At 63.3% G+C, this 24,968-nt stretch carries 17 protein-coding genes and 1 tRNA gene; 11 read left to right on the forward strand and 7 right to left on the reverse strand.

Features of this window, described 5'->3' with window-relative positions; translation table 11 throughout:
• The first annotated feature begins 4 nt into the window (after positions 1 to 4).
• The 9 genes from glgC (at position 5) to ACWGTO_RS05675 (ending at position 14,056) form a co-directional block, all read left to right on the forward strand.
• Positions 5 to 1,270 carry a glucose-1-phosphate adenylyltransferase gene (gene glgC / locus ACWGTO_RS05635; RefSeq protein WP_112564064.1) on the forward strand — a complete coding sequence of 422 codons (1,266 nt, stop codon included), beginning with the start codon at positions 5 to 7 and terminating at the stop codon, positions 1,268 to 1,270.
• 78 nt (positions 1,271 to 1,348) lie between these two features.
• Positions 1,349 to 2,794, forward strand: coding sequence for a glycogen synthase GlgA (gene glgA, locus ACWGTO_RS05640; RefSeq protein ID WP_454573867.1), 1,446 nt, complete (start codon positions 1,349 to 1,351; stop codon positions 2,792 to 2,794).
• Positions 2,795 to 2,797: 3 nt separating this feature from the next.
• Entirely contained in the window at positions 2,798 to 4,426 is a 1,629-nt protein-coding gene (locus tag ACWGTO_RS05645; RefSeq protein ID WP_454573868.1) for an alpha-D-glucose phosphate-specific phosphoglucomutase, read from the forward strand.
• Positions 4,427 to 4,661: 235 nt separating this feature from the next.
• On the forward strand, positions 4,662 to 6,662 hold the full coding sequence (gene glgX / locus ACWGTO_RS05650; RefSeq protein WP_454573869.1) for a glycogen debranching protein GlgX: 2,001 nt from the start codon (positions 4,662 to 4,664) through the stop codon (positions 6,660 to 6,662).
• On the forward strand, positions 6,662 to 8,296 hold the full coding sequence (gene bglA / locus ACWGTO_RS05655; RefSeq protein WP_454573870.1) for a beta-galactosidase BglA: 1,635 nt from the start codon (positions 6,662 to 6,664) through the stop codon (positions 8,294 to 8,296). The genes glgX and bglA overlap by 1 nt, the downstream gene beginning before the upstream one ends.
• A gap of 280 nt (positions 8,297 to 8,576) precedes the next feature.
• A complete protein-coding gene (locus tag ACWGTO_RS05660; protein ID WP_454573871.1) occupies positions 8,577 to 10,169 on the forward strand; it encodes a peptide ABC transporter substrate-binding protein in 1,593 nt (530 codons plus the stop codon).
• Positions 10,170 to 10,343: 174 nt separating this feature from the next.
• Positions 10,344 to 11,267, forward strand: coding sequence for an ABC transporter permease subunit (locus ACWGTO_RS05665; RefSeq protein WP_454573872.1), 924 nt, complete (start codon positions 10,344 to 10,346; stop codon positions 11,265 to 11,267).
• 24 nt (positions 11,268 to 11,291) lie between these two features.
• Positions 11,292 to 12,419, forward strand: a complete 1,128-nt coding sequence (locus tag ACWGTO_RS05670) for an ABC transporter permease (protein ID WP_454573873.1) — start codon at positions 11,292 to 11,294, stop codon at positions 12,417 to 12,419.
• 17 nt (positions 12,420 to 12,436) lie between these two features.
• Positions 12,437 to 14,056, forward strand: a complete 1,620-nt coding sequence (locus tag ACWGTO_RS05675; protein ID WP_454573874.1) for an ABC transporter ATP-binding protein — start codon at positions 12,437 to 12,439, stop codon at positions 14,054 to 14,056.
• A 42-nt stretch (positions 14,057 to 14,098) separates the two neighbouring features.
• Here the strand turns inward: ACWGTO_RS05675 and ACWGTO_RS05680 are convergent, their stop codons facing one another.
• Both ACWGTO_RS05680 and ACWGTO_RS05685 read right to left on the reverse strand, forming a co-directional pair.
• Positions 14,099 to 14,443, reverse strand: coding sequence for a hypothetical protein (locus tag ACWGTO_RS05680; RefSeq protein ID WP_454573875.1), 345 nt, complete (start codon positions 14,441 to 14,443; stop codon positions 14,099 to 14,101).
• A 176-nt stretch (positions 14,444 to 14,619) separates the two neighbouring features.
• Positions 14,620 to 14,696: transfer RNA gene (locus ACWGTO_RS05685), tRNA-Pro, on the reverse strand.
• 200 nt (positions 14,697 to 14,896) lie between these two features.
• Here ACWGTO_RS05685 and ACWGTO_RS05690 point away from each other — a divergent pair.
• Both ACWGTO_RS05690 and ACWGTO_RS05695 read left to right on the forward strand, forming a co-directional pair.
• Positions 14,897 to 16,417, forward strand: coding sequence for a phosphomannomutase/phosphoglucomutase (locus ACWGTO_RS05690; RefSeq protein ID WP_454573876.1), 1,521 nt, complete (start codon positions 14,897 to 14,899; stop codon positions 16,415 to 16,417).
• 11 nt (positions 16,418 to 16,428) lie between these two features.
• Positions 16,429 to 18,663, forward strand: coding sequence for a mannose-1-phosphate guanylyltransferase/mannose-6-phosphate isomerase (locus tag ACWGTO_RS05695; RefSeq protein WP_454573877.1), 2,235 nt, complete (start codon positions 16,429 to 16,431; stop codon positions 18,661 to 18,663).
• 4 nt (positions 18,664 to 18,667) lie between these two features.
• Here the strand turns inward: ACWGTO_RS05695 and betB are convergent, their stop codons facing one another.
• The 5 genes from betB to betI form a co-directional block, all read right to left on the reverse strand.
• The gene (gene betB / locus ACWGTO_RS05700) at positions 18,668 to 20,131 is read right to left on the reverse strand and encodes a betaine-aldehyde dehydrogenase (protein ID WP_454573878.1); all 1,464 of its coding nucleotides are present in this window, start codon (positions 20,129 to 20,131) and stop codon (positions 18,668 to 18,670) included.
• A gap of 63 nt (positions 20,132 to 20,194) precedes the next feature.
• The gene (betA, locus tag ACWGTO_RS05705; protein WP_454573879.1) at positions 20,195 to 21,847 is read right to left on the reverse strand and encodes a choline dehydrogenase; all 1,653 of its coding nucleotides are present in this window, start codon (positions 21,845 to 21,847) and stop codon (positions 20,195 to 20,197) included.
• Positions 21,840 to 22,841 (reverse strand): threonine/serine dehydratase, encoded by a 1,002-nt coding sequence (locus ACWGTO_RS05710; protein ID WP_454573880.1) that lies wholly within the window; start codon positions 22,839 to 22,841, stop codon positions 21,840 to 21,842. The genes betA and ACWGTO_RS05710 overlap by 8 nt, the downstream gene beginning before the upstream one ends.
• Positions 22,838 to 24,367, reverse strand: a complete 1,530-nt coding sequence (betC, locus tag ACWGTO_RS05715) for a choline-sulfatase (protein WP_454573881.1) — start codon at positions 24,365 to 24,367, stop codon at positions 22,838 to 22,840. The genes ACWGTO_RS05710 and betC overlap by 4 nt, the downstream gene beginning before the upstream one ends.
• A complete protein-coding gene (gene betI / locus ACWGTO_RS05720; RefSeq protein WP_454573882.1) occupies positions 24,364 to 24,948 on the reverse strand; it encodes a choline-binding transcriptional repressor BetI in 585 nt (194 codons plus the stop codon). Before betI ends, betC begins: the two co-directional genes overlap by 4 nt.
• Positions 24,949 to 24,968 lie beyond the last annotated feature (20 nt).

The following is a 24,968-nucleotide window of genomic DNA, read 5'->3' on the forward strand; positions in this document are numbered from 1 at the left end:
AAAAATGGCAGACTTGAAAAGAACCCAGCCGCTGGCGCGCGATGCCATGGCCTATGTGCTGGCTGGCGGCCGCGGCAGCCGGCTCAAGGAATTGACCGACCGCCGCGCCAAGCCGGCTGTTTATTTCGGCGGCAAGACGCGCATCATCGATTTCGCGCTGTCCAATGCGCTCAACTCCGGCATTCGCCGCCTCGGTGTCGCCACCCAATACAAGGCGCATTCGCTGATCCGCCACCTGCAGCGCGGCTGGAACTTCCTGCGCCCCGAGCGAAACGAAAGCTTCGACATCCTGCCGGCCAGCCAGCGTGTCTCGGAAACCCAGTGGTATGAAGGCACCGCCGACGCCGTCTACCAGAACATCGATATCATCGAGGCCTATGGCCCCGAATACATGGTGATCCTGGCTGGCGATCACATTTACAAGATGGACTACGAGTTGATGCTGCGTCAGCACGTCGACGCCAATGCCGACGTCACCGTCGGTTGCCTCGAAGTGCCGCGCATGGAAGCGACCGGTTTCGGCGTCATGCATGTCGATGGCAAGGACAACATCATCGCCTTCGTCGAAAAGCCCGCCGATCCGCCTGGTATCCCCGACAAGCCGGAATTCGCGCTGGCCTCGATGGGCATCTATGTCTTCAAGACCAAGTTCCTGATGGAACAGCTGCGCCGCGATGCCGCCGAGCCGGGTTCGAGTCGCGACTTCGGCAAGGACATCATCCCCTACATCGTCCAGCATGGTAAGGCGATTGCACATCGCTTCGCCAAATCCTGCGTGCGCTCGACGGCCGAGAACGAGGCCTATTGGCGCGATGTCGGCACCGTCGATGCCTATTGGGAAGCCAATATCGACCTGACCGACATTACCCCCGAACTCGACCTCTACGACCGCGACTGGCCGATCTGGACCTATGCCGAATTGAAGCCGCCGGCAAAGTTCGTGCATGACGAGGATGGCCGGCGCGGTTCGGCCGTCTCCTCGCTGGTGTCGGGCGACTGCATCGTTTCAGGTGCTTCGCTGAAGCGCAGCCTGATCTTCACCGGTGCGCGCATCAACTCCTATTCGACGCTGGAAGAAGTCGTCATGCTGCCCGACGTTCATGTCGGGCGGAACGCAAAGTTGAAGCGCGTCGTCATCGACCACGGTGTAAGGATACCGGAAGGCTTGGTGGTTGGCGAAGACCCAGCGCTCGACGCCAAGCGTTTCCGCGTTTCGGAGAAGGGCATCTGCCTGGTCACGCAGGACATGATCGACAAGCTGAAGCTTTAGGAGCTTCCAGGAAAAGTGTGAAACGGTTTTCCGTCCGGAATTGCGCAAAAACAAAGAGTTAGACAGGATCAGAAACGCATGCAGGTTCTGTCGGTCACGCCCGAAATCTTCCCGCTGATCAAGACCGGCGGACTGGCCGACGTGACCGGCGCACTGCCGATTGCACTTGCCGCCAAGGGCGTGACGATGCGCACGCTCATCCCCGGCCTTCCCCAGGTGATGGGCGCCTTCAAGAAAAAGAAGGCCGTCTACCAGTACCCGCTGCTGCAGGGCGGCAAGGCTTCAGTTCATGCCGTGAAGATTGCCGGGCTCGATTTGTTCGTGCTCGACGCGCCGCATCTCTACGACCGTCCCGGCGGCCCCTACGGCAATGCGGCCGGCGCCGACTGGCCCGACAATTGGCGGCGCTTCGCCGCGTTGAGCCAGGTCGGCGGCGACATCGCCGGCGGCGCCATCTCCGGCTACCAGCCGGATCTCGTCCACGCCCATGACTGGCAGTCGGCGATGACGCTCGCCTATATGCGATACGGCAAGGCGGTCGGCGTGCCGTCGCTGATCACTGTGCACAACCTTGCCTTCCAGGGCCAGTTCGGCGCCGGCATCTTCGGGGAGCTCGGCCTGCCGGCGGTGGCGATGGCGCTCGACGGCGTCGAATATTATGGCGGCGTCGGCTTCCTCAAGGCCGGGCTGCAGGCTGCCTGGGCGATCACCACGGTCAGCCCCACCTATGCCCAGGAGATCCGCTCGCCCGAATTCGGCATGGGTCTCGACGGTCTGATCAACATGCGATCCTCGGATCTCTACGGCATCGTCAACGGCATCGATGTCGACATCTGGAACCCCGAGACCGACAAGCATCTGGTGTCGGCCTATTCCGCGCAGGCGCTGAAGGCTCGCCTGCCCAACCGGGCTGTTGTCGAGGACCGTTTCAATCTGGAGCAGGACGACAGCCCGATCGTCTGCGTCATCAGCCGGCTGACCTGGCAAAAGGGTATGGACATATTGGCGGCGGTCGTCGACGGCGTCGTCGCCACCGGCGCAAGACTGGCGATCCTTGGCTCGGGTGACGCCGGCCTCGAAGGAGCGCTGCTTGCCGCCGCCGCTCGCCATCGCGGCCGCATCGGCGTCGTGGTCGGCTACGACGAGGGGCTTTCCCACACAATGCAAGGCGGCTGCGACGCTATCGTCATCCCGTCGCGCTTCGAGCCTTGCGGGCTGACCCAGCTCTACGGCCTGCGCTATGGCTGCGTGCCGGTCGTGGCCCGCACCGGCGGCCTTGCCGACACCATCATCGATGCCAACGAGGCCGCGATCTCGGCAGGTGTTGCCACCGGCTTCCAGTTCGCGCCCAACAATGGCGGCGCGATGCTGCACGCCATTCGCCGGCTGGTCGACGCGCATTCGAGCCCGGCAGTCTGGGAACAGATCCAGCGCCAGGGCATGAAGGCTGATGTCTCCTGGGACAAGAGCGCCGACAAATACGTTGAACTCTACCGCCTGTTGCTTTCGAAAAGGGTTGCCTGAAGCATGATCCGGACCGTCCCCACCAAACCCTATCTTGACCAGAAACCCGGCACGTCCGGCCTGCGCAAGAAGGTGCCTGTCTTTCAGCAGGAGCACTATGCCGAGAACTTCATTCAGTCGATCTTCGATGCGCTCGACGGCTTCAAGGGCAAGACGCTGGTGATCGGCGGCGACGGCCGCTTCTACAACCGCGAGGTCATCCAGAAGGCCATTGCCATGGCTGCTGCCAACGGTTTCGGCAAGGTGATGGTCGGGCAGGGTGGTATCTTGTCGACGCCGGCCGCCTCGCATGTCATCCGCAAATACAAGACCTTCGGCGGCATCATCCTGTCGGCCAGCCACAATCCGGGCGGCCCGCATGAGGATTTCGGCATCAAGTACAATGCCGGCAATGGCGGCCCGGCGCCGGAAAAACTGACCGACGCGATCTTCGAAAAGACCAAGACGATTTCGAGCTTCAAGACCGCCGATATCGCCCAGATCGACATCGACAAGATCGGCACGATCGAGGCCGGCGGCATGAAGGTCGAGATCATCGACCCGGTCGCCGACTATGCCGAGCTGATGGAAAGCCTGTTCGACTTCGACGCCATCCGCGCCAACTTCAAATACGGCTTCCGCATGCGCTTCGACGCCATGCATGCGGTCACCGGACCCTATGCCAAGGAAATCCTCGAGCGCCGGCTTGGCGCGGAAAACGGCACCTGCCGCAACTACAAGCCGCTGCCGGATTTCGGTGGCCATCATCCCGATCCCAACCTGGTCCACGCCAAGCATCTCTATGACGAGATGATGGGACCGGACGCGCCGGATTTCGGTGCCGCTTCGGACGGCGACGGTGACCGCAACCTGATCATCGGCAAGGGTATCTTCGTCACCCCGTCGGACTCGGTGGCCATGCTTGCCGCCAATGCGCAACTGGCGCCGGGCTACAAGGACGGCCTGAAAGGCATCGCCCGCTCTATGCCGACCAGCGGGGCCGCCGACCGCGTTGCCGAAAAGCTCGGCATCGGCATCTATGAGACGCCAACCGGCTGGAAGTTCTTCGGCAATCTGCTCGATGCCGGCATGGCGACGATCTGCGGCGAGGAAAGTGCTGGCACCGGCTCCAACCATGTCCGCGAAAAGGACGGGCTGTGGGCGGTACTGTTGTGGCTCAACATCCTGGCCGTGCGCGGCGAAAGCGCCAAGCAGGTGGTCACCGAGCACTGGGCGACCTATGGCCGCAACTACTATTCGCGCCATGACTATGAGGAGGTCGAGACCGAACGCGCCAACGCGCTGGTCGACGAACTTCGCGCCAAGCTGACCTCGCTGCCTGGCACCAGCGTGCGCGGCCTGAAGATCGCCAATGCCGACGATTTTGCCTATCACGACCCGGTCGACGGCTCGGTGAGCAAGAACCAGGGCATCCGCATCCTGTTCGAGGGCGGCTCTCGCGTCGTCTTCCGCCTCTCCGGCACCGGCACGTCGGGCGCGACGCTGCGCGTCTACATCGAGCGCTACGAGCCGGATAGGGCGAGGCACAATCTCGACACGCAGGAGGCGCTCGCCGACCTGATTGCCGCGGCGGATGATATTGCAGGCATCAAGAGCCACACCGGCCGCAACAAGCCGAGCGTGATTACTTGAGGGTGGCGAAGATGGCTCCCCCTTCTCCCCTTGTGGGGTCCGAAGGACGGGGCGAGACCCGTGGCTCGCCCCCGGGCGGTGGCCGAGCGAAGCTCGGACGGATGAGGGGTGCTCCAGCTTGGCGCAACCCGGCGTCCAGATCATGGACGCCGCATTGCTTCCAACACCCCTCATCCGTCTCGGCGCTGCGCGCCGATCCACCTTCTCCCACAAGGGGAGAAGGGGAAGTGCGCCCATGAACCAGCTCGGCGCCACCATCAGCCACCAAGGCATACGCTTCGCCGTCTGGTCGTCATCCGCGCGGCGGCTCTGGGTGTCGATCTTCGACGAAACCGGCTCGCGCGAACACGATCGGCTCGAACTCCAGTCCGAAGGCGAGGGCGTCTACGCAATCTTTATCGCGGGCCTCGCTACCGGCACCCGCTACGGCTTTCGCGCCGATGGCGACTATGCGCCGGAGCGCGGGCTGTGGTTCGATCCGGACAAGCTTCTCACCGATCCCTATGCCGTCGAGATCGACAGGCCCTACGCCTATGACTGGCGCCTGACCCGGCCCCGCAGCATGGGTATGGACACGGCCTCGCTGATGCCCAAGGCGGTGGCTGTGGCTTTGCCCAAAGCCGTCCCGGCCGCGCCGCCGCTGTTCCAGCCCGGCGGCCTGATCTACGAACTCAACGTACGCTCCTTCACCAAACTGCACCCGGACGTGCCGGAAGCCCAGCGTGGCACCATTGCGGCACTTGCCCATCCCGCCATCATCGAACATCTCAAAAAGATCGGCGTGTCAGCAGTCGAGCTGATGCCTGTCACCGCCTCGATCGATGAGCGGCATCTGCCGCCGCTGGGCTTGAGCAACGCCTGGGGCTACAACCCTGTCACCTTCATGGCGCTCGATCCGCGGCTGGCGCCAGGTGGTCTCGCCGAATTGCGCGACACGGTCGAGGCGCTCCGCAAGGCCGGCATCGGCACCATCCTTGATCTCGTTTTCAACCACACCGGCGAGAGCGACCGGCTCGGACCGACGCTGTCGCTGCGCGGGCTCGATAACAGAGCCTACTACAGGCATGAGGCCGACGATCGGCTGGTCAATGACACCGGCACCGGCAATACGATTGCCTGCGATCATCTGGTGGTTCAGCAAATGATCCTCGACACGCTGCGCCACTTTGTCGGCGATGCCGGCGTCGACGGTTTCCGCTTCGACCTGGCGCCGGTCCTCGGCCGTGTCGAGGGCGCTTTCGACCGGGAAGCGCCGCTGCTTCAAGCCATCGCCGAAGATCCCGTTCTGGCCGACCGTGTGCTGATCGCCGAGCCTTGGGACATCGGCCCGAACGGCTACCAGCTCGGCAATTTCCGCCCGCCTTACCTCGAATGGAACGACCGCTACCGCGACGATGTCAGGCGTTTCTGGCGAGGCGATGCCGGTGTGGTCGGCGCGCTGGCGACAAGGCTTGCCGGCTCGTCCGATGTCTTCGCCAAAGAAGGCCGCAGCATCAGCCGCACGGTCAATTTCATCGCCGCGCATGACGGCATGACGTTGGCCGACATCGTCGCCTATGAAGCGAAACACAACCACGCCAATGGCGAGAAGAATCGCGACGGCCACAACGAGAACCTGTCCTGGAACAATGGCGTCGAGGGCGAGACCTCCGACCAGGCGATTGCCGAGGCCCGGCTCCATGATCGCTCCGCGCTGCTTGCCACCTTGTTTGCCTCGCGCGGCACGATCATGCTGACCGCGGGCGACGAATTCGGGCGTACGCAAAAAGGTAACAACAACGCCTATGCGCAAGATAACGCCATCACCTGGCTCGACTGGGCTGGGCGCGACCTTGCGCTGGAAGCCCATGCGTCGGCGCTCGCCGCACTGCGCCGCGCAATGCCGGCGCTTGCCGCCCCGCGCTTCCTGACTGGAGAACCGCAAGGCGGTTCGGACGTGCCCGACGTCGCCTGGCTGACCGAGACCGGCGCGCCACTGAGCGAGGCCGACTGGAACGATGCCGCGCGCCATCGCCTCGTCATGCTGGTCGCCGATAGCGGGGACGAGCGCCTCGCCGTCATCGTCAATGGTGACCGTCGCCAATGCGTCTTCACGCTGCCCGTGCGGGAAGGGTTCCAGTGGCGACCGGCGATTGAAACGCAGGCGATCGACCTCGCGCGCCCGCTGCCCGGCCGCAGCGTCAGTTTCATGATCGAGCGCCGGACCGCAAAGGGCCGCGCCAGGAAGGGTTCGTGATGGCCGATGGCAATACAGAGCAGGGGGCCGAATGGTGGCGCGGCTGCGTCATCTACCAGATCTATCCGCGCTCATTCCAGGACACGACCGGCGACGGCAGCGGCGACCTCTCAGGCATCACGTCGCGGCTGGCGCACGTCGCCTCGCTCGGCGTCGACGCCGTCTGGCTGTCGCCCTTCTTCAAATCGCCGATGGCCGACATGGGCTACGACGTATCGGACTATCAGGCGGTCGATCCGATGTTCGGCTCCTTGGAGGATTTCGATGCGCTGGTGGCCGAGGCGCACCGGCTCGGCCTGAAGGTGATCATCGACCAGGTTCTGTCACACTCCTCTGACAAGCACGAATGGTTCGTCGAAAGTCGTGCCAGCCGCGACAACCCCAAGGCCGACTGGTACGTCTGGGCTGAGACCAAATCCGACGGCAACGCGCCCAACAACTGGCTGTCGGTTTTCGGCGGCCCAGCCTGGGAGTGGGACGCGACCCGCCGGCAATACTACATGCACAATTTCCTGGCCTCGCAGCCAGACCTCAACTTCCACAATCCGGACGTTCAGGACGCGTTGCTGGAGACGGTGCGGTTCTGGCTCGACCGCGGCGTTGATGGATTTCGTCTCGACACAGTCAACTACTATGTCCATGACCGCTGGCTGCGCAGCAACCCGCCGCTGGCGTCGAGCGTCGCCGGCACCAATGGCGAAACCAACACCTACCTCTTCCAGGAACATCTGTTCGACAAGTCGCGGCCAGAGAACCTCGATTTCCTCCGGCGCTTTCGCGCTATGCTCGACGAGTATGGCGACCGCGCCAGCGTCGGTGAGGTCGGCGACGAAGGCCGCTCGCTGCAGACGCTCGCCGCCTACACCTCCGGCGGCGACAAGCTCAACATGTGCTACACTTTCGATCTGCTCGGGTCACAATTCTCGCCCGCCCATGTGCGCGGCTGCGTCGAGGCCTTCGAGGCAGCGGTTGTCGACGGCTGGGTCTGCTGGGCGTTCTCCAACCACGATGTCGTGCGCCATGTCAGCCGCTGGACGCGGCCGGGCGGCGATCCAAATGCGGTGGCCACATTCGCAATCGCGCTGCTCTCATGCTTGCGCGGCTCGATCTGCCTCTACCAGGGCGAAGAGCTTGGGCTGGAAGAGGCGGAACTGACCTTCGAGGATCTGCGTGATCCCTTCGGCATCCGTTTCTGGCCGGGGCTCAAGGGCAGGGACGGTTGCCGCACGCCGATGGTCTGGGAGGCGGGCGCCGACAATGCCGGCTTCTCAACGGCCAAGCCCTGGCTGCCGGTACCGGCAAGTCACCGCGCCCAGGCGGTCGACATCCAGAATGGCGACGAAAATTCCGTGCTCGCCGGCTATCGGACGATGCTGTCCCTGCGCAAGGAGCATCCGGCGCTGGTCAAGGGGTCGATCCGCTTTCTCGATACCGAGGGCGAAGTCCTTGCCTTCGTCAGGCAGGGTGAGGGCGAGACATTGCTCTGCGTCTTCAACTTCGCCGACGAGCCGGCCGACTGGCCACTGCCGCCGGATCTCGGGCCCGTCGTGGCGATCGGTCAGGGTGGTGCTGCCCTCCAGGAGGATGGTTTGTCGCTGCCGGCGCTGGGCTGCTTTGTCGGCAAGATAGCCTGATCCGTTCAGGGACAGGCTGGCGTCAAAATCGCCTCTGGCAGATACGATGTCCTGAAATTCAGCCGGGCTTATATTTTAGCGATCACTGTTTTAGCATTGAGGCAGCTCACTCAACGTCAAGCAAGCAACGGTTGAAATAATATTTCCGTCTGTCTAGTCTCCTGCCACCAAGCTGCCGGACGGGAACCGGCGGTGCGCTCAAAAGGGGCCAGAAATCGGTTCCGGGGCGTCAACACTCGAAAGGCGCGAGCCGCTGGGCAGCGCTACAGGGAGAGACTTCATGCTGAAAAATATGCTGAAGGCGACGCTGGTCGCCACGACCATGACCTTTGCCGCAGGCACGTTCCTGACGCCGGCCCTTGCCGAGACTGTCTATAACAGAGGCAGCGCTGCCGAAGCGGAGACGGTCGATCCGCACAAGACCTCGACCGTCTACGAAGCCGATATCATACGCGACCTGTTCCAGGGGCTGGTCATGCACGACCAGAAGACGAACCTTATTCCGGGCGCCGCCGAAAGCTGGACGGTATCGGATGACGGCACCGTCTACACCTTCAAGCTGCGCAAGGACGGCTTGTGGTCGGATGGCAGCCCGGTGACGGCGGACGACTTCGTCTACTCCTTCCGTCGGCTGGAGGATCCGGCGACCGCCGCCGAATACGCTTCCATGCTCTATCCGGTGAAGAACGCCGAGGAAGTCAACACCAAGAAGGGCAAGCCCGAGGATCTGGGCGTCAAGGCGATCGACGCCAACACCCTGGAAGTGACGCTGAAGGCGCCGACGCCATACTTCCTGGAGATGCTGACTCACCAGGCCACCTATCCGGTCAACAAGGCCTCAATCGACAAGCTCGGCGCTGACTGGATCAAGGCGGGTAATCTCGTTTCGAACGGCGCCTATACACTGGCCGAGTGGATTCCCAACGACCACATGAAGCTGGTCAAGAATCCGAAATTCTGGGACGCCGCGACCGTCAAGATGGACGTCGTCAACTACATCCCGACCGAAGACCGCTCATCGGCGATGAAGCGTTTCGAGGCTGGCGAACTCGACAGCTACGGCGACCTGCCAACCGAACAGTTGGCTGACCTCAAGACCAAGTTCGGCGATCAGGTCCGCGTCGGACCATATCTCGGCACCTACTATTACGCGATCAAGACCGACAAGGCGCCGTGGGACAATGTCGAGCTGCGCAACGCCATCTCGATGGCGATCGACCGCGACTTCCTCGCGGAGAAGGTCTGGCAGAACTCGATGCTGCCCGGCTATTCGATGGTGCCTCCGGGCATCGCGGGCTACACGCCGGCAATGGCCAAATACGCCGACATGTCGCAGATCGACCGCGAGGACGCCGCCAAGAAGATCCTCGAGAAACTCGGCTATACGCCCGAGCATCCGCTGAAGATGGAGATTCGCTACAACACCTCGGAAAATCACAAGAACACCGCGGTTGCCATCCAGGAACAGCTGAAGCCGCTTGGCGTCGAGATCACGCTGCTCAACACCGATACCAAGACCCACTATTCCTTCCTCGAGCAGAAGGGCAACTACGACGTGGCGCGTGCCGCCTGGATCGCCGACTACAAGGATCCGGAAACCTTCCTCGGCATCACACGCAAGGCGAGCGGCAACAACTATTCGGACTACAGCAGCCCGGCATACGAGGCGGCCATGGACAAGGCCGCCGCCGCCGGCGGCAAGCCGGAAGAGCGCATGAAGGACCTCACTGAGGCCGAGCGCATCCTCGTCGATGATGTCGGTAACATTCCGCTTCTCTACTACAGCTTCCACGATATCGTTTCCTCGAAGCTGCATGGCTTCGACGACAATGTGATGGACATCCATCCGTCCCGCTTCGTCTCCAAGGACTGATAGTCATCCTTGACTGGACCGCCGCGCCTTATCCGGGCGCGGCGGGCTGGTCGGTCATCGCACCGGTCCGAAAGTCGTGGTCGATTTTCGGCAAGCCCGGTGCGAAGATTTGGCGCCGGAGCGTGGTTATGCGTCCGCATGGACGTGTGTCGCTCTGGCCGAAACGGGGCGCTGATGCTGCGATATATCTTACGGCGGCTTCTGACCGCCATACCGACGCTATTCGTCATCGTGACCTTGGCGTTTTTCCTGATACGCGTCGCACCGGGCGGCCCGTTTAATCAGGAGCGGGGCCTCAGTCCCGAGATCAGGGCCAATCTGGAAGCACAGTTCGGCCTCGACGATCCGCTTTGGTTGCAATATGCCCACTATCTCGGCAACCTGCTGCGAGGCAATTTCGGGCCGAGCTACAATTTGCCTGACTTCACCGTCACCGAACTCTTTGCCAAGGGCTTGCCGATTTCAGTCCAACTCGGCACCTCCGCGCTGATCCTGGCGCTTCTGCTGGGGTCGGTGCTCGGCACCATTGCCGCGCTCAACCAGAACAAGCTTGGCGACTATACGGTGATCGCGCTGGCGACCGCCGGCAGCACCATCCCCACCTTCGTCATCGCCCCGATCATCCAGCTTGCCTTCGGATTGACCTGGAAGCTGTTGCCGATCGGCGGCTGGGGTGATGGCGCACTGATCAACAAGGTCGGCCCGGTGCTGACGCTCGCTTTGCCGCAGATTGCCATCGTCGCCCGCCTGATGCGCGGCTCGATGATCGAGAGCTTGCGTTCGCATCATATCCGAACGGCACGTGCGCTCGGGCTCTCCGACTGGTCGGTGGTCGTCAAACACGCATTGCGCGGCGCCATTCTGCCGATCGTTTCCTTCACCGGTCCGGCGGCCGCGGCGCTGCTTACCGGCTCGGTCATCGTCGAGACGATCTTCTCTATTCCCGGCGTCGGCCGCTATTTCGTAGATGCAGCGCTCAACCGCGACTACACGCTGGTGATGGGGACCGTGGTGGTGATCGCGCTCTTCACCATCGTCTTCAACCTGATCGTCGACGTCATGTACGCGGTCGTCGACCCCAGAGTTCGCTATGACTGAGTTCGCTATGACTAAGGGTGCGGTATGACTGACATCACAGCCGCCGCTGCTCCGCCGGTCGTCGTCGGCCGCTCGCTCTGGGGCGATGCATGGGCGCGGCTCAAAGCCAACCGCGCCGCCATGTTCAGCCTCTATTATCTGGCCTTCATCGGCGTCATCAGCATATTCGGGCCCTGGTTTGTGCCGCATCAATACACCACCATCTATGCCGACTATGTGCGCACGCCGCCAAGCTTCTCAGCCTATCCAAAGGCCGACATGATCGAGACAGCGCTGACGGATGCGATCAAGCGTATGCGCGTCGACATCAAGGAGTGGAAACAGCACGGCAGTCGCATCACCGTCACCGTTACCTCGACCAAGCCGATCGACGAGCGCAACATCCGCTACCTCGACCGCTCCGATGCCTTCGACGACACCAGGATAGAGAGCAAGTCGCCCGACGGTCTCGAAGTGACGATGAGCGCGTCGGTCAAGCAGCAATATTTCCTGTTCGGCACCGACAACACCGGCCGCGATCTGTTGTCCCGCACGCTGATGGCAGGTCGCATTTCACTGGCCATCGGCCTGCTTGCCGGCATTGTTGCCGTGGTCATCGGCGTCCTCTACGGGGCGGCAGCCGGCTTTTCCGGCGGCAAGATCGACGAGGTGATGATGCGCATCGTCGACGTGCTTTATTCGCTGCCCTTCATCTTCTTCGTCATCATGCTGGTGGTGTTCTTCGGCCGCAACTTCGTGCTGATGTTCTTAGCCGTCGGGGCGGTGCTATGGCTCGACATGGCGCGCATCGTGCGCGGCCAGGCGTTGTCGATACGCCGCCAGGAATATGTCCAGGCGGCCGAAGCCATGGGCGTCGGCCAGCGCGGCATCCTGATCCGCCATGTCATCCCCAATCTGCTCGGACCGGTGGTGATCTACATGACGCTGCTGGTGCCGCAGGTCATCATCCTGGAAAGCTTCCTGTCCTTCCTCGGCCTTGGCGTGCAGGAGCCGATGACCAGTTGGGGCGTGCTGATATCTGTCGGCGCCAAGAACATCGGCACCGCCAACTGGCTGCTCCTGTTTCCGGCCTTCTTCCTCGTCTCGACGCTGTTTGCGCTGAATTTCGTCGGCGACGGCCTGCGCGACGCGCTCGACCCGAGAGATCGATAAAGATGGGAACCGTTGAGATGGGAACTCCCGAAACGATCCTCAGCGTCAAGGACCTTCGCGTCCGCTTCCGCACGCTCGACGGCGCGGTTGAAGCCGTCAAGGGCATCAATATTCACGTCAAGGCGGGCGAAACCGTTGCCGTGGTCGGGGAATCCGGTTCCGGCAAGAGCCAGACGATGATGGCGGCGATGAGCCTGCTGGCGTCCAACGGCGAGGCGACAGGTCACGTCGATTATCGCGGCCGCAACCTGTTGACGCTGAGCAAGTCCGACCTCAACAAGGTCCGCGGCGCCAAGATCAGCATGATCTTCCAGGAGCCCATGACCTCGCTGGATCCGCTCTATTCGATCGGCAACCAGCTGATGGAACCGATCCGGAAGCATCGCGGGCTGAACGCGGCCGAGGCGCGCGAAGAGGCGCTCAAGCTCTTGCGGCTGGTGCATATTCCCGATCCCGAGCGGCGGATGAAATCCTATCCGCACGAAATGTCGGGCGGCCAGCGCCAGCGCGTCATGATCGCCATGGCGCTGGCCAACGACCCCGACATTCTGATCGCCGACGAGCCGACGACGGCGCTCGACGTCACCATTCAGGCACAGATCCTGATGCTGCTCGCCGAATTGCAGCGCAAGCTCGGCATGGCCATCGTCTTCATCACCCACGATCTCGGCATCGTCCGGCGCTTCGCCGACCGCGTCTATGTCATGCGCTATGGCGAAGTGGTCGAGGAGGGCCAGGCCGAGGCCCTGTTCGCCAATCCGCAGCATGCCTATACGAAAATGCTTCTGGCCGCCGAGCCGACCGGCACCAAGGCGCCGCCGCCAGCCAATGCGCCGGTGCTGCTCGAAGGCAGGAATGTCGAAGTGACTTTCAAGATCGGCGGCGGCTTCCTCGCCGGCGAGCCGCTACTGTTACGCGCTGTCGACCACATTTCGATCCGGCTGAAGCGCAACCAGACCATCGGCATCGTCGGTGAATCCGGTTCGGGAAAATCGACGCTCGGTCGCGCACTGCTCCGGCTTTTGCCCAGCGATGGCGTCATCCGCTTCGGGGATCGCGACATTTCCACCGCCGACCGCCAGGCCATGCGGCCGCTGCGGCGCGAGATGCAACTCGTCTTCCAGGATCCGTTCGGCTCGCTGTCGCCGCGCATGACCGTCGGCCAGGTCATCACCGAAGGGCTTCTGGTGCATGAGCCGAATCTGTCCGGCAAGCAACGCGATCAACGCGCGGTCGAGGCCTTGCTCGAGGTTGGCCTCGATCCCAACGCACGCAACCGCTATCCGCACGAATTCTCCGGCGGCCAGCGCCAGCGCATCGCCATCGCGCGGGCCATGATTCTGAAGCCCAAACTGGTGGTGCTGGACGAGCCGACCTCGGCGCTCGACCGGTCGGTGCAGAAACAGATCGTCGAATTGCTGCGCAAGCTGCAGGCCGACCACGAACTGTCCTACCTCTTCATCAGCCACGACCTTGCGGTCGTGCGTGCCATGGCCGACTACATCATCGTCATGAAGCAAGGCAAGATCGTCGAGGAAGGCCCGACCGAAGAGATCTTCAGCAACCCGCAGGCCGCCTATACGCAGACGCTGATGAACGCTGCGATCGATGTCACGCGGTTCCGGTTGAGTGCTTGAGACGTGACGGGAAGCAGATCGTCGGGGCCGGGCCCAGTTCGCTTAGCCCGCTGACCTGGGGCATCTGTTGGCTCTTGCCACGACGAGCGCATCTTCTTGCTGCTTCAGCTTTTCGATCCTGGCCGTCTCTCGGTTGGCGACGGCGGTCTTCACACGTGCGCCGCCGAGCAGCCAGTTCGGCACGCTGGTGTTGGCGACCTTGCCGCGGGTGATGGCGGTCTGCGAGATGTCGCGCGCGATGTCGCCCACAGCATTGTTGAGCTCGGCGCAGGACATGCTGTCGTATTTCGCCGGGTTGACCGTGCCGCCCAGCGACGAGCAGCCTCCCGCCAGCGACAGGGCAAGCAGCGCTGACAGCCGGCCCGCGCTTGAAATCAACAATTTCATCTTCCGCAAACCTCGTTCCGGGCCGCTGTCTCGGCGGTTGTCCTATTATCGAGGTAGCGCAGATGGTTGTCTCGTCAAAATACAATGCCGACACCGGCCGCCGATGCGACCCGGTTCGCCTTTAATGTATCTTGTGGGGTGTCGGGAGAAACGGACACCTAAGTGTCTGTTTTTTCTGGTCGGAGTGGCAGGATTTGAACCTGCGACCCCCTCGTCCCGAACGAGGTGCGCTACCAGGCTGCGCTACACTCCGTGACCAGACCGCGGGCTTATAGCTGCCGCGTCCCGTTCCTGCAAGCGGCAATGGCAGCGCTTCTGTCGCATTTCCTTCGCTTTCGTCGGGCATCGCCGCAAAGCTTGGATTTCCTCCCCGGGATAAACCCCGCTTAAAGCCTTGTGTGCTAGGTCGCAGCCTCGATAAATTGTATTTCCACCGCCTGGAGCTCTGCTGTCTTGCCCCTGAAAATCGTAGGCGAAGCCCGGCCCAACAGCTTCGAGTTTGAAACCGAGGCGCTCATCAAGGCGTCCGGATTTCGCGAGTACGATGCGCGCTGGTGGTTCGGCCATGCCGGCTCGGCGCAGCCGCCGGAACTGAACCTGATCGGCGTCCAGGCGCTCGGCATGGGGCTGGGAACGTTGATTCGCCGTCTTGATGCGGGACCAGACATCGTTACCGGCCACGATTTCCGCGCCTATTCGCTCGGCATCAAGCTGGCGCTGGTCTCCGGCCTGATGGCTGCTGGGGCACGGGTGAAAGATATCGGCCTGGCGCTCTCGCCGATGGCCTATTTCGCCCAGTTCGCCCTCGACGCACCGTCCGTCGCCATGGTCACGGCGTCTCACAATGAAAATGGCTGGACCGGGGTCAAGATGGGCGCGGCGCGGCCGCTGACCTTCGGGCCGGAGGAGATGAGCGCACTGAAACAGATCGTGCTGTCGGGCGATTTCGATCTTGTCGGAGGCGGCTCCTACGATTTCGTCTCCGGGTTTCGCGAGACCTATATCGACGATCTCGTCGGCGGCAAGCACATCGCGCGCAAGCTCAGGGTTGTGGCCGCATGCGGCAATGGCACTGCCGGCGCCTTTGCGCCGCAGGCGCTTGAGCGCATCGGCTGCGAGGTGATCCCGCTCGACGTCGAGCTCGACCACACGTTTCCGCGCTACAATCCGAACCCGGAGGACATGCAGATGCTGCATGCCATCAGGGACAAGGTTCTGGAGACCGGCGCCGATGTCGGGCTGGGCTTCGACGGTGACGGCGACCGTTGCGGCGTGGTCGACAATGAAGGCAACGAGATTTTTGCGGACAAGGTCGGCGTCATGCTGGCGCGCGACATTTCCAGCCAGTATCCCGGCTCGACCTTCGTCGTCGACGTCAAGTCGACCGGGCTGTTCAACACCGATGCGGTGCTGCGCACCAATGGCGCCGTCACCGATTACTGGAAGACCGGCCATTCCTACATCAAGCGCCGCGTTGCCGAGCTCGGTGCTGTCGCCGGCTTCGAGAAATCAGGCCATTTCTTCTTCAACCCGCCGATCGGCCGCGGCTACGATGATGGCCTTATCACCGCGATCGCCATTTGTGAGATGCTCAACCGCAACCCAAAGCGTTCGATGGCCGATCTCTATCGCGCACTGCCTCTGACCTATGGCACGCCGACCATGTCGCCACATTGCGCCGACGAGGTGAAATACGGCGTGGTCGAACGTGTGGTGGCGGACTTCCAGGCCATGCAGCGGGAAGGCGCCAGCCTTGCCGGCCAGAAGATATCAGACTTGATCACCGTCAACGGCGTGCGTGTCGTGGCCGAGGACGGCACGTGGGGCCTGGTGCGGGCGTCGTCGAACAAGCCGGAGCTTGTCGTGGTTGTCGAAAGCCCGGTATCGTCGGCCCGCCGCCGCCAGATGTTCGAGGCCGTCGACGCCGTGCTGCGCCGCAATCCTGAAGTCGGCGCCTATAACCAGACCTTTTGATTGGGCCCTTCATGTCCGAGTGCATTGTCAGTTTTGTCATGAGTGGCGGTGTCGGCTCGCGGCTCTGGCCGCTGTCGCGCGAGGACAATCCAAAGCAGTTCCACGATCTTTCCGGCGACGGCTCGATGCTGGCCAAGACCTTGCGTCGGCTGACGGCGCGGCCGGAAGGTGAGACGCCGATCTTCCTGATCGCCGCCGAGCGCCATGCCGAGCGCGTCCATGCCGACCTTGCCGGTCTTGACCTCTCAGGCGGCGGTCCGTTGTTCGAGCCGACCGGCCGCAACACCGCCGCCGCTGTTGCCTTGGCTGCGCTGCGTACATTGTCGGAGTTCGGCGACAGCCTGGTTCTGGTGGTGCCGTCAGACCATGAGATCGCCACGCCGAAACAGTTCTGGCAAAGCATCGAGGCGGGCTCTCAGGCAGCGCTTGCCGGTCGTCTCGTCGTGTTCGGCATCAAGCCGACACAGCCCGAAACCGGCTATGGCTATATCGAGGTTGCAGCCGAAAGCGGCGGCGTCTTCGACGTCTCGCGCTTCGTCGAAAAGCCCGACTTGGCGACCGCCGAAAGCTACCTCAAGGCGGGCACCTTCTACTGGAACACCGGCATCTTCCTGTTTCGCGCCGGCGCCATGCGCGACGCCTTTGCGGCCTTCCAGCCCGATATCTGGCAGGCCACGGAAGCGGCCTACAAAGCGGCGACGTCGGATCTGTCCGGCCTCTATATGCCGCTCGACCTCTACGCCGCCATCCCGTCGAACTCGATCGACTACGCCATCATGGAGCGGGCAAAAGACATCGCCATGGTGCCGGCCGGCTTCCGCTGGAACGATCTCGGCTCGTGGCAGTCGCTGCTCGATGTCGGCCCTGCCGACGCCAAGGGCAATGTCGTCGTCGGCGATGTCGTCGCTATCGACTGCGAGAACTCCTACATCAGAAGCGACGGACGGCTGTTGTCGGCAATCGGCATGAAGGACGTTGCCATCGTCTCGACGGCTGACGCCACGTTTGTCGCTCCGGTGAGCCACAGCCAGCACGTGAAGAAGATCGTCGAGCAGCTGGAGAAATCGGGCCGGCTGGAAACCAGGTTCACGCCTGCGCATGACCGCGTGATCGAAAGCGGCGCCTGGCGGCGGCGTGTGCATCACTGGCTGTTCGAGGAGACCTTGCCGCTGTGGTCTACGGCTGGCGTCGACGAACGCCATGGCGGTTTTCATGAGGCGCTGGGTTTCGACGGCAATCCGCTGTTGAAGCCCAAGCGCATGCGCACCACCGCCAGACAGGTCTATGCCTTCGCCGTAGCCAAGGCGCGTGGTTGGGATGGTCCGGCCGACCGCATGATTAGCCATGGCATTGCCTTCATGGCCGGCAAGGGCCGCACCGATCGCGGTGGCTGGGTGCGCACGCTCAATGTCGACGGCTCCGTCGCCGACGCCACCGAGGATGCCTACGACCATTCCTGCGTGCTCCTGGCACTCGCGCATGCGCATATCTGCGGCCACCCGGATGCGCTTCGGCTGGGTGAGGAAACCTTCTCGTTCCTCGATACACATCTCGAGGACAGCCGCATGACCGGGTTTCTCGAAACGCCCGACGGCGAGGGCGAACGGCACTCCAACCCGCATATGCATCTGCTCGAAGCCTTCCTTGCCTGGTACGAGGCGACCGGCGACCGCACCTATCTGCGCCGCGCCGCCCGCATCATCGACCTCTTCCGCAGCCATTTCTTCGATGCCGAGAGCTGGACGCTGGGCGAATTTTTCGACGCAGGATGGAAGCCGGCCGCCGGCGAGAGGGGCACATGGACCGAGCCCGGCCATCATTTCGAATGGGCCTCGCTGCTTACGGATTTTGCCGCCCGCAGCGGCCAGAGCGAGTTGAGCAATTTTGCCCGAAAACTCTATGCCTCGGCCATCGCCAACGGCCTCAACCGCGCCACCGGCCTTGCCTATGGCGCGGTCTCCCGGCAAGGCATGCCGCTCGACCTCGTGTCGCGCAGCTGGCCACAGGCCGAAGCCATCAAGGCGGCGATTGCGCTGGATGGTTCTGGCGGCCCCGACCTCAAGCCAGAGATCGAGGCGCGCGTTGGCCGGCTGTTCCGCTGGCACATCGACCCGGCCCCGCTCGGCCTGTGGATCGACCGCATCGACGAACGCGGTCGCTCACTGGCATCGGACGTGCCGGCCAGCATTTTCTACCATCTGGTCTGCGCACTGACGCAGTATCTGGACGGGACGGTGGAGGGGTGAAGCCCTAATACGGGCTCGCCACATCCCCGGTCTCCACATACACCGCCTTCAACTGCGAATAGAGCGCCAGCGCCGCCAGCGAATTCTCCCGGCCGATGCCGGATTGCTTCACTCCGCCGAACGGGATTTCCACCGGCGTCAGATTGTAGGCGTTGATCCAGCACGTGCCGGCCTGCAGCTCGGCAATCACCCGATGCGCGCGCCGAATGTCGCGGGTGAAGACGCCGGCGGCAAGGCCGAACTCGGTGTCGTTGGCACGGTCGATCACCTCGTCCTCGCCGTCGAATTTCAGCACGCTCATCACCGGCCCGAAAATCTCTTCACGCGCGATGCGCATGGTGTCGGTCACGCCGGTGAACACGGTCGGCTCGACGAAGAAGCCACCATCGAAACCTTGCAGCGCCGGCACGTTGCCACCGCAGGCGAGCGTCGCGCCGTCCTGTTTGCCGGCCGCGATGTAGGAAACGACCTTCTCCTGCTGCCCCTTGTTCACCAACGGTCCCATCTGCGTCTCCGGATCGAGCGGATCGCCGATGCGGATCTTTTTCGTCCGCTCGACCAGCCGGTCGACGAAGCGGTCATGGATGCCGCTCTGCACGAAGACGCGCGTGCCGTTGGAACATATCTGGCCCGTGGAATAGAAATTGCCGAGCATGGCGCCGCCAATGGCGTTTTCGAGATCCGCATCATCGAAGACGATCAGCGGCGACTTGCCGCCCAGTTCCATCGTCGCGTGCTTCATCTTCGAGCCGGCAAGCGACAGCACCTTGCGGCCGGTCGGTACCGAGCCGGTGACCGAGACCTTGGCGACGACGTCATGCCCAACCAGCCCGGCGCCGACATCGCCATAGCCTTGCACGACATTGAACAGCCCGTCGGGCAGGCCGGCCTCTGAGTAGATCTCGGCCAGCGCCAGCGCCGACAGCGGGGTATTCTCCGACGGCTTGAACACCATGGCATTGCCCATGGCGAGCGCGGGCGCGGATTTCCAGCCGGCGATCTGGATCGGATAGTTCCAGGCGCCGATGCCGACGCACACACCGAGCGCCTCGCGCCGCGTATAGGCAAAGGGTCCGCCGAGGTCGATGGCCTCGCCGTTGAAGGCAGCGACCGCGCCGCCGAAATATTCAAGGCAATCGGCGGCCGAGGGCGCATCTGCCACCAGCGTTTCCTGGATCGCCTTGCCGGTATCGAGTGTCTCGATGCGGGCGAGGTCGGCGTTGCGGGCGCGCAGAATGTCGGCGGCGCGGCGCAGGATGCGGCCGCGCTCCACCGGCTTCATCCGTGCCCAGGCGGGTTGCGCAGCACGCGCGGCCTCGATCGCCAGCTCCAGCACGTTCGGTGTCGCCGAATGCAGCGTGGCGATGATCTCGCCGGTCGCCGGATAGATCACCAGCAGAGGCGCGCCGCCTTCATCCTCGATGTAGCGGCCATTGACATAGTGCGAAGCCGTCGGCTGGGCGCGCATGGGAAGTCTCCAAAAATCGTCTTCGCCCAATAGGCAGGCTCAAATTGTCCGGCGGATCATGCTCTATCTGTCCGACAGCTGCCAGCGCGGATTGATCCAGGGTTCCCGGTTGGACGGCGCCAGCGGCGTGCGGCCGAGAATGTGGTCGGATGCCTTCTCGCCGGTCATGATCGAGGGCGCGTTCAGGTTGCCGTTGGTGACGCGCGGGAAGATCGAGGAGTCCGCGACCCGCAGGCTCTCGACGCCGATGACCCGGCACTCCGGATCGACCACGCTCATGATGTCATCGGCGCGGCCCATCTTGCAGGTGCCGCACGGGTGGTAGGCACTCTCGGCATGATCCCGGATGAAGGCGTCGAGATCCTCGTCCGATTGGACATGCGAACCCGGCGAGATTTCCTTGCCACGGAAGCTGTCAAAAGCCTTCTGGCCGAAGATCTCGCGGGTCAGCCTGATGCAGTGGCGGAACTCCGTCCAGTCGTCTGGATGCGACATGTAGTTGAAGCGGATGACCGGCGTCGCTTTCGGGTCTGGCGAGCGCAGCGTCACCGAGCCGCGCGACTTCGAACGCATCGGTCCGACATGCGCCTGAAAGCCGTGCGCCTTCGCCGCCGCCTTGCCGTCATAGCGCACCGCCGCCGGGATGAAGTGATACTGGATGTCGGGGTAGTCGACGCCGGCTTGAGAGCGTACGAAGGCCGCCGCCTCGAAATGGTTGGTGGCGCCGAGACCGGTCTTGAAGAATAGCCACTGCGCTCCGATCAGCGCCTTGGAGAACGGGTTGAGTACCGAGTTCAGCGTGATCGGCTGCGTGGATTCCTGCTGGATGTAGAGCTCCATATGATCCTGCAGATTGCGGCCGACGCCGGGGCGGTCGGCAATCGCCTCGATGCCGTTTTCGGCGAGATGAGCGGCAGGGCCGATGCCGGACAGCATCAGGATCTTGGGCGAATTGATCGACGACGCGGCAACGATCACCTCACGTCGTGCCTTAACGACCTGAATCTGTTTGTGAGCTTCGATCTCGACGCCGACGGCGCGTTGATTCTCGATGATCACGCGGCGGGCGAAGCCTTTGACCACGCTGACATTTTGCCGTTTGAGAGCCGGCTTCAGATAGGCACTCGCTGCCGACCAGCGGCGGCCGCCGCGTATTGTCTGCTCCATCGGCCCGAAGCCTTCCTGCTTCGAACCATTATAGTCGTCGGTCAGCTCGAACCCGGCCTGGCGGCCGGCCTCGACAAAGGCCCCATAGAGCGGATTCTTGCGCGGGCCGCGCTGGACATGCAGCGGGCCACCGTGACCGCGCCAGCCGTCCTCGCCGCCATCATTGTCTTCCATTCGCTTGAAATAGGGCAGCACGTCGGCGAAGCTCCAGCCGGTCGCACCCTCTTCGGCCCAGTGGTCGAAGTCGCGCGCGTGGCCGCGCACATAGACCATGCCATTGATCGAGGATGAGCCGCCGATCACCTTGCCGCGCGGCGTCGCCAGCACGCGGCCGCCGAGATGTGGCTCGGGCTCGCTGGCAAAGCCCCAGTCGTAGAGGCTCATGTTGAGCGGGATGGACAGCGCCGACGGCATCTGGATCAGCGGGCCTATATCGGTGCCGCCGAACTCGATGACGATGACCGAATGCCTACCGTCTTCCGACAGACGGTAGGCCATGGCCGAGCCGGCGGAGCCGGAGCCGATGATAACGAAATCTGCTTCAAGCATGGTTCATATGCGCCATGAAATCGGCGAGCGAGACATTGCCGCCGGTAGCCACAACCAGGACGGTTTTACCCGCCACATCCACCTTGCCGTCGAGCAGCGCCGCCAATGATGCGGCGCCCGATGGTTCGAGCACCAGCTTCATCCGCTCGAAGGCGATCTTCATGGCGCGCCGGACCGAGGCGTCGTCGACAGTGATGCCGCGCACGCCGGCGGCCTTGACCGCCGCGAAGGGCGCATCGCCCGGCCGCCGCGACATCAGCCCGTCGCAGATCGACTTCGGCGCGATCGGCATGGTCTCGATGGCGCCATGCGCCAGCGATGAACCCATGCCGTTGAACCCTTCCGGCTCGACACCGATGATCCGGGTTGCCGGTGACAGATAGTGGAAGGCGAGCGACACGCCGCCGATCAGCCCACCGCCGCCGACCGAGCAGAACAGCAGGTCAGCGCTGGCACCCTTCGCCTCGAGTTGCTCGAGCGCTTCGAGCCCGGCGCCGGCCTGGCCGGCAACGATCTCCGGATCGTCGAATGGATGCAGCAAAGCCAGCCCTTCTGTCTCGGCGATCTCGCGCGCCTTGGCGGCAGCGACCTCTTCACGGGCGCGATCGCCATGATCGGTCAGCACAACGCGCGCGCCATAGCCAGCAGTGGCATCGCGCTTGGCGGCTGGCGCGTCGATCGGCATGACGATGGTGACGGGAATGCCCAGCGCCTGGCCGGCGGCCGCCAGCCCTTGCGCAAAATTGCCCGAGGAATAGGCGACGACGCCTTTCTTCGCTTCATCAGGCGACAGACGCTTCAGCCGCCAATAGGCGCCGCGCACTTTGAACGAGCCAGCCCATTGCAGCGATTCCGGTTTGATGAAAACGCGCGCCGCACCCGTCTCTTTGGCGAGTGCCGCAGATTCCAGCAAAGGCGTGATCTGCGTTGCCTGCGAGGTGACCGCATAGGCCTGCTTGAGGTGGTCGAGGGATGGTACAAGAATGGTCATCATTCGCCTCGCGGATACCGCTTGCTCTCTTCGAGATTGTCCAGGTTCATGTGGTTGCGCATGTAGCGCTCAGAGGCCTTTTGCAGGGGCTGGAAGTCCCAGGGGTAGTAGGCGCCGTTGCGCAGCGCGGGGTAGACAACCCAGCGGCGCGCCTGGCTCTCACGCACGGCCGCGTCGAAAACCGCCATGTCCCAGCGCGCCCGGACCGTTCTCGTGAAAGCAGCCACAAGCTCGGCATGCGCCGGATCGGCGGCAAGATTGACGCGCTCGAGCGGATCGGCTTCGAGGTCGAACAGTTGCGGCGGGTCGAGTTCGCAATGGATGAATTTGTAGCGGCCGTCGCGGATCGCCACCAGCGGCGCGTAGGAGCCTTCCGCCGCGTATTCGAGCAGCACCGGGGCGGTGCGCCGCTCGCCCTTGGTAAGCGGCAGCAGCGACTGGCCGTCGGTCCATGGCGCGATCGCGCTCATGTCGATGCCGGCGAGATCGCATAGCGTCGGCGTGACGTCGAGATTGGAGACCGGCGCCTCGATCACCCCGGCCGGAACGCCCTTGCCGGCGATCATCAGCGGCACGCGGGCCGAACCCTCGAAGAAGCTCATCTTGAACCAGAGGCCGCGCTCGCCCAGCATGTCGCCGTGATCCGAGCAGAACAGGATGGTTGTGTCGTCGGACATGCGTGTCCGCTTCAGTACGTCCAGAAGCTCGCCGAGCTTGTCGTCGACATAGGAGATGTTGGCGAAATAGCCGCGTCGCGAGCGACGGACCTGCTCCGGGGTGATCTCGAAGGACGGATAGTCGCTGGCATGGTAGAGCCGCTGCGAATGCGCGTCCTGGTCGTCATGCGCGATGAACCCGGTTTCCGGATCCAGCGCCTGGCAGTGCTCGTAGAGGTCCCAGTACTGCTTGCGTGCCACATAGGGATCGTGCGGATGCGACAGCGAGACGGTCAGGCACCAGGGCCGGCGTTCCGCGTCGTCCTGATCGCGCGAAAGCTGGTACAGCTTTTGCGTCGCCAGGAACACGACCTCGTCGTCATATTCCATCTGGTTGGTCGTCTCGGCGATGCCTGCTCCTGTCACCGAACCCAGATTGTGGTACCACCATTCGATGCGCTCGCCGGGCTTGCGATAATCCGGCGTCCAGCCGAAATCGGCGGGATAGATATCGGTCGTCAGCCGCTCCTCGAAACCATGCATCTGGTCCGGCCCGACGAAATGCATCTTGCCCGACAGGCAGGTGTAGTAGCCGGCGGCGCGCAGATGGTGGGCGAAGGTCGGGATCGAGGAGATGAATTCGGCGGCATTGTCATAGACCCCGGTGCGCGACGGCAACTGACCGCTCATGAACGAAGCGCGGCCCGGCGCGCAGAGCGGCGATGCGGTGTAGTTGTTGGCAAAGCGTGCCGAACGCGCTGCCAGTGCCTTCAGATGCGGCGCGTGCAAAAAGTCCGCCGGCCCATCGGGAAACAAGGTGCCGTTGAGTTGATCGACCATGACGATCAGTATGTTGGGTCGCTTGCCGGTCACTGTCGCCCGCCGAGTTTGGTTTCCAGATAATCCTCGACCAGCGCGATCGCGGTGGCTGCGTCTGGCACGCCGTCCTTCAGCGCGCGCCTGATGTAGAGGCCGTCGATCAACGCTGCGGTTGCTTCCGCCGCGCGGTCGGCTTCGTGCCTGGCCAGGATGCCGGTCAGCCCGCTCATCAGGTTCGAATGCAGCCGCCGCGCATAGACCCTGAGCAGCCGGCGCAAGGCCGATGATTTCTGCGCCTCGACATAGAAGGCGAGCCAGGCAGCGATGGTTTCCGGCCGGAACTGGATGTCGGAGAAATTGACGGCCACAACGGCCGAAACGCGTTCACGCGGCGAACCGGCCGATTGCAGCGCGCGCCGCATGTCGATCGTCAGTTCGGCCAGTATGTGCCGCATCGTCGCCAACAGCAGTTCGTCCTTGGCGCCGAAATAGTGGTGCGCCAATGCCGACGACACGCCGGCGCGGCCGGCGATTTCCGACATGGTCACGTCAAGCGAGCCGCGCTCACCGATCGCCGAGATCGTCGCGTCGATGAGCGCCTTGCGGCGCAACGGCTCCATTCCGACTTTCGGCATTGTTGTTCCCGGCTCTTTGC

The sequence above is a fragment of the Mesorhizobium sp. PL10 genome, from assembly GCF_053714315.1.